Source organism: uncultured Thermosynechococcus sp. (assembly GCF_937958135.1).
Lineage (GTDB): Bacteria > Cyanobacteriota > Cyanobacteriia > Thermosynechococcales > Thermosynechococcaceae > Thermosynechococcus.
Genome location: NZ_CALGOG010000020.1, coordinates 38,083 through 48,652, shown reverse-complemented (window position 1 = coordinate 48,652; position 10,570 = coordinate 38,083). Strand labels below are relative to the sequence as shown.

Genomic DNA, 10,570 nt, shown 5'->3' with positions numbered 1-10,570 from the left:
GCTCGGGCTTGATGCAGGCCAGTTTTGCCAGTCAGGGCATTTGGCTACCCCGCGATGCCTATCAGCAGGAGGCCTTTACCACCCCTGTGGGGAGTCCTTCTATTGAGGAAACCCTACCCCAGCTCCGGCGGGGGGATTTGGTCTTTTTTGGCACGCGTGACAGGGCAACCCACGTAGGTCTCTATCTGGGGGAAGGGCAATACATCCACAGCTCTGGCAAAGAAGATGGCCGCAATGGCATTGGCATTGATACCCTCTACCCCAGCGAGGATCTTGTGAGTATTGCCTATCAGCGGCAGTTTCGCGGCGGGGGTCGCATTGAGTATAGCTACATTCCCTTGGGCTAGCGCCCCATTCCCAGTTTTTGTGCTTTTTGATAGACCTTACCTTCTGTGAGGAGGGAGGGGGCAATGACAATCTCCACCTGCTGCATTTCCCGCAGATCCTTGGCGCCAAGTGTGCCCATGCTGGTTTGCAATGCGCCCAAGAAGTTGTGGGTGCCATCGTCCAACTGAGCCGGTCCGCGCAGAATCTGCTCAAGGGTACCGGTGGTGCCCACATAGATGCGCGTTCCGCGAGGCAGCACCGGACTAGGCGTAGCCATGCCCCAGTGGTAGCCGCGGCCGGGGGCTTCTTTGGCGCGGGCAAAGGGAGACCCCATCATCACCGCATCGGCGCCACAGGCAATACATTTGCAGAGATCACCGCCGGTGACGAGGCCGCCATCGGCAATTACAGGCACATAGCGCTGTGTTTCTTCAAAGTAGGCATCCCGTGCCGCAGCACAGTCGGCGATCGCTGTCACTTGCGGCACCCCCACCCCCAGCACGCCGCGGGAAGTACAAGCGGCTCCTGGCCCAATCCCCACAAGAATTGCTGCCGCTCCGCAGTGCATCAGACTGAGGGCTACCTCATAGGTGACGCAGTTGCCTAAAACCACAGGCATCGGCATCCGTTCACAAAAAGCCGCAAGGTCAAGGGGTTCTGTACCTTCTGGAGCAATGTGAGCCGGTGAGACCACGGTGGCCTGCACAAAGAGCAAATCTGCCCCCGCTGCTGCCACTACATCCCCAAACCGACTCGCGCCTGCTGGCGTTAGACTGACGGCGGCAATTCCCCCTTGGGATTTGATTTCTTGAATGCGTTTCTCAATGAGGTGGGGCTGAATTGGCTGGGCATACAACTGCTGCATCAGGGGTACAAATTCATCCCCACTGACACTGGCAATACGCTCCAGAATGGGGTCTGGGTCTTCATAGCGGGTTTGGAGTCCCTCCAAGTTGAGGACGCCTAGGGCTCCCAGTTGGCTGAGCTTGACCGCCATTGTTACATCCACAACCCCATCCATCGCACTGGCAATAATTGGAATTTCCCGTTCAATATGGGCAATGCGCCAGCGGGTATCCGCCAGTTGGGGATCTAGGGTACGGTTGCCGGGGACAAGGGCAATTTCATCAATACCGTAGGCGCGACGGGCGGTGCGATGTCCCCCCAGTTGAATGGTCATGGTGTTCCTCGCAGTAGGTGGGCTAAACAATCAAGTAGGGTGTCTAAGTTGTTGTTGGCAGTGGAACAAATTTATAAAAATTTACAACACCTCGACAAGTCATGCCTTGGTGCTAGTTCAAGGGTGGGTTGGGCGATCGCCGTACAGGGCGAACGGAGGCCGAACGCGGCGATGTTGACGATGAACCGGCCCGCTGCGGGCGGTGGGGAGGGGCTGGCCGTGCCTTGGCTTTCTTAGACTTTTTGAGCTTACGGGGTGGCAGAATACCGACTCTAGTTGCCTCTTGGACGACTAAACTTGTCCCCTGTCGCTGCACCTGAAAATCCCAAAAGTACCCCGGCGACTTCATCGGGACGGTTCCGACCAGTTTGAGTTTGAATGCTTTCGGTTTTTCACCCCGCCGCCGCGGCAACTGTTGAATTTTAACGACCACAAAGTTTTTCTCCTGGGAGTTGAAGATCACTTCTCCCCGTATGGAAAAGTAACCGTCATTAACGCCCGGATCGACTGCTGTGGCATTGGCCTGTTGCAGACGCTGCGGTTCCCATACGCCAACAATTTGTAGGTGGAGTTTCACCTCTTCTTTCTCAACGCCCCGCGTGCGGGGATAAACCACCCAGAGATGGGGTTCATTCAGGTCGAGATATTTTTTAATCAGGTTCATCACCTGCCCCAAGAGGACGGTTTCAATTTCCACCCCATCCTCGGCAATCATGACCCCTCGGTTAAACTCCTCCTCTGAAGTGGGCACATAGCGACCCCGCACAACCCCGATTGCCCGATATTGCAATCGTTCACTGGGGGGTGGGATCGGTTGGGGACGGGATAGGACTTCTGCCTGCCGAGGAACAGATTCTTCAGAGACAACGCTGGGTTTTGGGGCTGAGCTAGCCGCTGCGGCCACACCGAGAATTTCCGGACGAGGCTTGGGGGGCGTTGCTAATTCAGAGGAAGGCTTTGGCGGAGTCGCTGGGGGCTTCTTGGGGCGGGAGCGCTTGGCTGGGGGGTCAGCAGTCATGACAATTCTCGCAAACAGTCTAAATGCCAATTGAGTGACTGCTCAGATGAACAGGCCACGGCAATTCTCAATTGGGGTACTCTCAATTATGCGTTGCTGCTGTGAGCTAAGCAAGACTTTTACACGTTGCCAAGGTGGTGAGAGCTATGGGCTTGATGCCACGCTTTCTGTTTGCACGATCGCCCCAAAATCGCCAATAATTGCTGCGCAGTTGCGCAATAGACCAAGGAGCGCCAGGCGATTGGCACGCAGGGTTGCATCCTCTGCCATCACGAGCACACTTTCTTCCCCATCAAAGAAGCGACTGACGATGGGGGCAAGGGAGGCTAAAGCCTCTACAATTTCCCCATAGGCACGCTGAGCTTGGGCTTGCTGCACCCTTGGCAAGATCCCCTTGAGGGCGGCATAGAATTCCTTTTCAATTGGGGCTTCGAGGTGCTTGGCCTTGACTGCACGGATATTTAGGCAGTCTGCTTCTAGACTACCTTGGCGGGCTAAGCGAGCCGCCCGGTTCACGGTGGGGTAAATGGCCATGAGTTCACCGGACTGACGCAGCTTTTGCAGAAATTGGGCGCGATCGCGGGCATCAACCACATCGGCGAGGGCACGAGTCTGCAACCCCGGCTGATCCTCCGGAATGACGGCATTCACTAGGTCATACTCAATGCCAAGATCTTCTTGGAGCAAGGTTCGCAGCCGTTGACTAAAAAACTGCCGCAGTTGCTGCTCTAAATCCCTGACACTGAGCTTGGCGGTAAACTGGCGACAAAAGGCTTGGGCCTGCTCCTCGAGGACAGCCAAAAGATTCAGGTGATGTTCCCCCTGCCAGAGGATCGTGATCACCGCATTAGCGGCCCGCCGTAGAGCAAAGGGATCTGACGAGCCCGTGGGACACAGGCCAAGGCCAAAGAGGCAGACCAAGGTATCCAGGCGATCGGCTAACCCCACCACCTGACCCGTAAGAGTTTGAGGGGGGCGATCGCCGGCAAAACGAGGCAGATAATGTTCAAAAATTCCCATGGCCACTGCTGGGGCTTCGCCGGCAACGGTGGCATAGACTTGCCCCATGTAGCCCTGCAGCTCAGGAAATTCCCCCACCATTTGGGTCACAAGGTCAGCCTTGCACAGAGAAGCCGTGCGCTCAATCAGTGCAACTTCTTCGGCAGGGCAATTTAATGCCGTGGCAATTTGCCTTGCCAGGGCGGTTATCCGCTCCACCTTGTCCGCCATAGAACCCAGTTCATCTTGGAACGTCACAGTGGCCAGTTTTGCCCGATAGTGCTCTAGGGGCTGTGCCGTATCCGCCCTGTAGAAGAACGCCGCATCCGCTAGGCGGGCGCGAATTACCCGTTCATTGCCGGCACGAATCAAAGGAGTTGCCGCCGGGTCGCCGTTACTAATCGTGATGAAAAGTGGCAGCAGAGCTTGGCGCGTCGCATCGGTGTACACGGGAAAATACCGCTGATGGGAGACCAAGACGGTGGTAATGACCTCAAGGGGCAGAGCCAGAAACCGCGATTCAAAACTTCCTAGGACAGCCGTCGGCCATTCCACTAGGTGGGTCACTTCCTCCAAAAGGGGCACCTCCAAATCCACCCATCCCCCCGCCTCCTGGGCAAGGGCGGCAATTTGCTCGCGAATCCGTTGCCGGCGGACTTCTGGATTTACCAAGACCCCCACCGTTTTCAGGGTAGATTCATAGTCTTGGGCAAGGTTGAGGGCAATGGCACCTTGGGAAAGTACGCGATGGCCATAGGTGGTGCGATCGCTGGCAATGCGCACAGAATGGCTCTCCAAAACCAAGGGCAACACTTGCTCATCCCACAGTAGCACCAGCCAACGAATGGGACGGGAAAAGCGCAAATCCCCATCCCCCCAGCGCATGAAGCGAGTGCCCTCAAGGGCAGCAATCCACTGCTGCGCTAACTCAGTCAAGAGTTGGGGGGTAGGTTGACCGGGGCGAACCTGCTTGAGATAGACCACCTCCCCCTTTTCGGTGGAGCGGATTTCGATATCCTCAAGGCGGCCTTGGCGCGATCGCAGGAAACCCAGTAAAGCAGGAGTCGGTTCCCCCTCGCGAAAGGCCACAGTGGCTGCGGGCCCCTTAACTTCAATGGCTTGATCCGGCTGCTGCGGCGGCAACCCCTCAATCAGCACCGCCAAGCGGCGCGGTGTTGCCCAGACGTTGAGGGTTCCTGTGAGTCCCCGTTCCTTCAGGGTTTGCGGGATCAAGGTGTGCCACTGGCGCAGGGCGCTACTGACAAAGCGGGCGGGGAGATCCTCCGTGCCCACCTCCAAGAGGAACGTATGCGGTGATGACTTGGGCATGGTGACAATGGGCTAGATCATGGAGCTACTGCGGGCGGCTTCGGCTTCGTCGGGATGAATCCCAAGACGGGTGAGGTTAATGCGGCCTTTGCTGTCCACCTCACGAATTTTGACGACAATTTCATCGCCAATTTTCACTTCATCCTCGACTTTGCCAACGCGATACTCCGCCAACTGGGAAATGTGGATCATCCCTTCTTTGCCGGGCAGAAACTCGACAAAAGCACCAATGGGAATAATCCGCGTCACCCTGCCTAGATAGACATCACCAGCGTTGAGCTTTCGTGTTAAACCCTCAATGGCGGCGCGGGCTTGCTTGGCGTTGGTTTCATTGGGGGCAGTAATGGTGACCAGACCCTCTTCGCTGATATCCACCTTGACATTGTATTGCTCACAGATACCCCGCACAGTTTTCCCCCCCGGCCCAATCACAAGGCCGATCATATCGGGAGAAATTTGCAGTGTCAGCAGCCGTGGCGCACTCGGTGGCAGTTGTGGGCGCGGTTTGTCAAGCACCGCCAACATTTTCTCAAGGATATGGAGCCGGGCCGGACGCGCCTGCTCGATTGCTTGCTTGATCACCGCAACGGGCAAGCCGGTGATTTTCATATCCATTTGTAGGGCGGTGATGCCGCTCTCGGTGCCGGCCACCTTGAAGTCCATATCCCCAAGGAAGTCTTCAATTCCCTGAATATCGGTGAGGATGCGCACCTCATTGCCTTCCTTGATCAGTCCCATGGCCGCACCACTGACGGGTTTGCGGATCGGTACCCCTGCATCCATCAAAGAGAGGGTGGAACCACAGACGGATCCCATGGAGGTAGAGCCATCGGAAGAGAGCACCTCCGACACCACCCGGATCACGTAGGGAAATTCCTCTTTGGGGGGAAGGACGGGTTCAAGGGCGCGCTCCGCCAGAGCACCATGGCCAATCTCACGCCGTCCGGGGGATCGCAAGGGGCGGACTTCGCCCACAGAGTAGGGGGGAAAGTTGTAGTGGTGCAGATACCGCTTGCTGTCCTCAGGATGCAGATCATCCAGAGCTTGAGCATCGGCAGGAGAACCGAGGGTGGTAACGGACATCACCTGCGTCAAGCCGCGATTAAAGAGGGCACTGCCGTGAACCCGCTCTGGCAGAACCCCCACCTCACACCAAATCGGGCGGACTTCATCGAGACGGCGGCCATCCACTCGCACCCCTTCTTCAATAATCTGCTGCCGCATGAGTTTTTTGGTGACGGCCTTAAAGAGGGTGGGCAGGGCTTTTGGATTTGCAGTGGCAGCCACCGCCACCGGGTGATCCTCTGGGAGAGCAGCAATTTCTTGGGCGATCGCCCCTTGCACCTCCTCAAGGGCGGCATCGCGAACATTTTTGTCCTTTTCAAAGCGTTTGAGAATAGCTTTGACGGGTTCAGCAGCGCGATCGTAGATGAAGTTTTCCAACGTGGGGTCGATCGCGGGTGGCTCGGCTTTGACAATGTCAATGCCCAATTCCTTCAAGAGATCCCGTTGCGCTTGAATCAGGTCTTGGATCACCTCATAGGCAAAGTCAATGGCTTCAATCATGTCGGCTTCCGGCAGTTCATTAGCGCCCGCCTCCACCATCACTACGCCATCGGGAGATCCGGCCACAACGAGATCTAAGCCACCACTTTCAATTTCTTTGTACGTCGGGTTGATGACAAACTCGTCCCCCACCAGTCCAACCCGCACCGCCGCCATCGGCCCATTAAAGGGAATTTGGGCCAAGAGAACGGCGATCGAGGCTCCTGTTACCGCCAACACATCGGGGGGAACATTTTCATCCAAGGAAACCGTCGTAGCCACCACTTGCAGATCATCCCGCAGCCATTGGGGAAAAAGGGGGCGCAGCGGTCGATCAATGAGGCGACCAATGAGAATGGCTTTTTCTGGAGGGCGACCCTCACGCCGCAAAAACCCTCCTGGAATCCGCCCAGCAGCATAGAGACGTTCTTCGTAATCCACCACAAGGGGTAAAAAATCAATGCCTTCGCGCGGGGCGGCACGATTCGCTGTCACCAGTACAGCCGTTTCCCCCGAACCAATGAGAATGGAACCGGCGGCTTGGGGGGCAAATTTTTGCAATACTACCTTAATATCCCGTCCATCCAGGGGGATAATTTTTTCTAGACCCTTCATTTGCGTTCTATTTCGTCCTTCTTCGTATTCCTTTCTCTCTACTAGGATAGCTGCTTCTGCCACTCATCCGCTAAAGTTCAAGGATCAGCCGCGTGCCGCCAAGGACGCCAAGGCTAGGAGTAGCGGTCCAGCTTTGGGTTAGTAAAATCTGGATCAATTCTGCCGATCGCCGGCTGCCGGGGTTGTTTTGTAACCCCAAATAGAAACTGGCAGAGTGGTGGCTATCTTGACCCAGAACTTTCAGCAGATCATCGGCGTAATGAAGGGCTTTTTCCATCTGGGTTTGTAAGTTCGTCCACAGATCCACATTGCGGAGATTGCTCAGGGTTTCGGCCACCACGTCTTGACGGTGTTGAATTAAGACGGTTCGCGGCTGTAGCTCTGGCGGTAAATCGGCAAAGAAAATGGCCGGTCCGTAGCCAATAAGATGAACGGTCTCCATCCATTTCGTTTGCGGCAGCAGCAGTTGGCGGACAATGTGACAGGCAAGGGCCGTGATAATTAACCCTTGGCTATGGGCAACAAGATACAATTCAGCCCCCGCTTGTAACCCCTTGACAATTTCATAGGCTAACCGCAGGGTCGGGCGCGGCGCGCCGGCCGGAAAGGCACCGTAGAGATACTGGGCAAAATCTCCCCAGCCCAGTTTTTGGAGGAACGATAGGTCAAGGAGTTGGGTTAAGTCAGCGGCACTGTTGATATCAAGGGGACGCTGTTGCAGTTGGCCGGGCTGCGCGATCGCCAGAATATCCGCATTATCGGCAAGATCTTTGCTCACCAGTTGGCCGAGGAGTTTGGCATATTCATAGCGGCGATCTTTGCTGGGGTCTGGGGCTGGCGTCTGCGGCCAAAAACGGTAAAGTTCCGCCTTGCCGAGGAAACTTTCCAAGAGATCCGCTTGGAAGCCGTGGGTCTGATTGTGAATACCCCGAATTTCTAAAGGGTGCGTCGCTGTAAGCTCAGCAAGGCAGTTCAAATCCCGCAGTTGCTTGGCAGCATCGCTCCCTATCCCATTCACATGGAGTAAACGCCGTCGCAGAGGAGCACTGAGGGATTTCTGCGGCAAAAGAATCGTACCGTCTAGGATAGAAGTCATGGGGAATTTAGGAATTCTAATGAGAGACTGCGGCAAAACGGAACAAAAGGCGGCTGAGTTGTGATCATCGTCACAGTCATTCTAGCGGGGGATAGGTAATACTAGGTAGTGACTCAGTACTATCCGAGTCATCAACAGGGAACACACAACGAGCCGACAGACTGTGGTAAGTTTGTCGGTTTTTTTTAGAATTTCAAGCATGCGCCACAAAAAGATCACACTGCGCTTAGATGCTGAACTCTATCACCAACTGCAACGCTGGCAAGTGCAGCAGGGATGTGATTCCCTCAGTGAGGCAATTCGTAAAATTTTGCAACAATCTCTTCAGCCGATGGAGATTGCCTGTCCCACGGTTTTGCAGCGACTGCGTGCCCTAGAACAGCAAGTGGCGGCTCTTGAACGCCAACTGTGCCCACCTCAACCCACTATTGAAACACTGACGATCGCGGAGCTGGAGCGGCTGACTCGCCCACAATTGGTGGCCTTGGCGCGGGACTTAGGTGTTTATAGCTATAAGCTAAATAATCCAGCATTGCGGCAAGCCATTTGGGCAGCAAAACAAGCGATCTCTGGGCAGGAGCGGCAATGATATGCTGACGAAGGTAACTCAAACAAAGTGATTCGCAGTTAAGGGGATGGTTCGTCCGTCAGAATCTATGGATCGCTCCCGTTTGTGGTGGGCGGCAATTAAGCTTCCTATGTACAGCGTGGCCGTCATGCCCATTTGGCTGGGCACGGCGGTGGCGATCGCCGAGACGGGAAGGGTGCACTGGTGGCCTTTTAGTCTGTTTCTTACCGCGGCCGTGTTGATTTTGGCCTGGTTGAATTTGAGTAATGATGTGTTTGATGCCGAGACGGGCATTGATCGCCACAAGTACCATTCTGTGGTCAATCTCACGGGCAAAAAACAACTCATCTTTTGGCTGAGCAATCTCTGTTTACTTTTGGGGCTTTTGGGGATTGTGGCCATTAGTTGGCTGCAACAGGATGCAACGGTTTTAGGGTTGGTATTGCTCTGCTGTGTCCTAGGCTATAGCTACCAAGGCCCGCCCTTTCGCTTGGGCTATTTAGGCTTGGGGGAGCCGATTTGTTTTCTCTGCTTTGGCCCTTTGGCGATCGCTGCTGCCTACTATAGCCAAGTGCAAACCTTTAGCCCAAGTATCTGGCCGGTGGCTATCCTCAATGGTCTTACCACAACGCTAATTCTTTTTTGCTCCCACTTTCACCAAGTAGCCGATGATCTAGCCGCCGGCAAATATTCCCCGGTTGTGCGCCTAGGGACGGCTCGCAGTGCCCAACTGGTCTATGGAGCCTGTGGTCTTTTTTATGGTGTGTTGCTAGCCAGTATTACATGGGGAATCCTGCCGTGGCCAACAGTGCTGGCTTTCAGTTCGCTGCCTTGGGCGATTTATCTGTGCCGGCGGATGGCGCAATTTCATGACGTACCTGAGCAGATCAAGAACTCGAAATTTATTGCTGTGCAACTGCATTTTTGGAGTAGCCTGCTCTTGGGACTGGGCTATTTGGTTTGAGATGGGGGGCGATCGCGATTCAGCGACCACTGGTACTCCACACTGCCGCCCCTCAATTGCCATTCCTCCTCAAACTGCTTTTGCAATCGCAGGGCTTTGCGCAGATGGATCACAGCACTATGGAGCTGCTGATAGGCACTGGAGCTGGCGGGCAGAGCGGGTAAGGAGGCCTGTTCCAAAATTTGCAGCACTAGCTCGTAATGAATGTGGGCAGGAAGGGGAACCTCACCTGAGGGGGCAGGGGAGAGAGTCACCGCGGCAGACACCTCCAAGGAACAACTACAACTAACTACAACTATCCGAGTTTTCTAACGACGGCGGGGACGCCGATAGGTCAATCGCTCGGAGCGATCGCGCTCGTAGGCAATCAACCGGCCATAGATTTCGTGCTTGGTTAAGTTTAACGAAAAAAAGACATGCCGCCGGGGATTCCCAAAACCCTTACGGGTAAAAAACTTCACTGCCGGGGTATTGGCAGGGTCGGTGTCCACCAGCATAAACCTTGCCCCCTCTTCAATCATGCGTTCGATGAGCTTATCCACGAGCTTGTCGGCAATACCCCGCCGTTGATACTGCGGATGTACCCCCAGCCAGTTAATATAGCCATAGACCCAAGGGGCTTTGCTAATAATTGTGCCCAAGATAAACCCTGCCACCTGCGAGTCGGCTTCGGCCACAAGACAGTATTCCGGATCGGTATTGTAGAAACCAATGACCTCCCATTCATCCCAGATGCGATAGAGGGAGGGATACAGATCACTCGTGAAAAGTTCCTCGCCGAGGTGAAACACGGGGGCAATGTCGTCAATGCCCATCTCGCGAATAATGATGTTGAGGGGTTCACTGCGATCTTCTTCTTCGGCGGGAGCAATTTCTAAATTGGCGAGATTGTGATCGAGGGAATCATCGGTGGGCAAGGACATACAAGC

General features: G+C 55.1%; 10 protein-coding genes. 3 read left to right on the top strand and 7 right to left on the bottom strand.

The annotated features are described in order from the left end of the window. Positions 1–347 (top strand): C40 family peptidase (locus tag Q0711_RS03070; RefSeq protein ID WP_299041537.1); only part of this gene is annotated, 347 nt, incomplete at its 5' end. Here the strand turns inward: Q0711_RS03070 and Q0711_RS03065 are convergent. The 5 genes from Q0711_RS03065 to Q0711_RS03045 all read right to left on the bottom strand — a co-directional run bounded on the left by Q0711_RS03065 (position 344) and on the right by Q0711_RS03045 (position 8,109). After that, a complete protein-coding gene (locus tag Q0711_RS03065) occupies positions 344–1,507 on the bottom strand; it encodes a GuaB3 family IMP dehydrogenase-related protein (protein ID WP_298616047.1) in 1,164 nt (387 codons plus the stop codon). The two genes, Q0711_RS03070 and Q0711_RS03065, sit on opposite strands and share 4 nt — an antisense overlap. Before the next feature lie 112 nt (positions 1,508–1,619). After that, complete coding sequence (locus Q0711_RS03060; protein WP_298617115.1) at positions 1,620–2,525, bottom strand: hypothetical protein; 906 nt, start codon at positions 2,523–2,525, stop codon at positions 1,620–1,622. Positions 2,526–2,669: 144 nt separating this feature from the next. Then, complete coding sequence (glyS, locus tag Q0711_RS03055; RefSeq protein WP_299041533.1) at positions 2,670–4,853, bottom strand: glycine--tRNA ligase subunit beta; 2,184 nt, start codon at positions 4,851–4,853, stop codon at positions 2,670–2,672. A 12-nt stretch (positions 4,854–4,865) separates the two neighbouring features. Next, positions 4,866–7,013 carry a polyribonucleotide nucleotidyltransferase gene (locus Q0711_RS03050; protein ID WP_298616040.1) on the bottom strand — a complete coding sequence of 716 codons (2,148 nt, stop codon included), beginning with the start codon at positions 7,011–7,013 and terminating at the stop codon, positions 4,866–4,868. 70 nt (positions 7,014–7,083) lie between these two features. After that, on the bottom strand, positions 7,084–8,109 hold the full coding sequence (locus tag Q0711_RS03045) for a hypothetical protein (protein ID WP_298616038.1): 1,026 nt from the start codon (positions 8,107–8,109) through the stop codon (positions 7,084–7,086). Positions 8,110–8,308: 199 nt separating this feature from the next. On the opposite strand from Q0711_RS03045, the gene Q0711_RS03040 reads away from it, so the two are divergent. Both Q0711_RS03040 and menA read left to right on the top strand, forming a co-directional pair. After that, positions 8,309–8,698 (top strand): hypothetical protein, encoded by a 390-nt coding sequence (locus tag Q0711_RS03040; RefSeq protein WP_298617082.1) that lies wholly within the window; start codon positions 8,309–8,311, stop codon positions 8,696–8,698. 46 nt (positions 8,699–8,744) lie between these two features. Then, positions 8,745–9,641 carry a 2-carboxy-1,4-naphthoquinone phytyltransferase gene (gene menA, locus Q0711_RS03035; RefSeq protein WP_298616538.1) on the top strand — a complete coding sequence of 299 codons (897 nt, stop codon included), beginning with the start codon at positions 8,745–8,747 and terminating at the stop codon, positions 9,639–9,641. Here menA and Q0711_RS03030 read toward each other — a convergent pair. Both Q0711_RS03030 and Q0711_RS03025 read right to left on the bottom strand, forming a co-directional pair. Beyond that, a complete protein-coding gene (locus Q0711_RS03030) occupies positions 9,629–9,907 on the bottom strand; it encodes a DUF5340 domain-containing protein (RefSeq protein WP_298616543.1) in 279 nt (92 codons plus the stop codon). The two genes, menA and Q0711_RS03030, sit on opposite strands and share 13 nt — an antisense overlap. Positions 9,908–9,949: 42 nt before the next feature. Then, complete coding sequence (locus Q0711_RS03025; protein WP_225901709.1) at positions 9,950–10,456, bottom strand: GNAT family N-acetyltransferase; 507 nt, start codon at positions 10,454–10,456, stop codon at positions 9,950–9,952. Between the last annotated feature and the right edge of the window lie 114 nt (positions 10,457–10,570).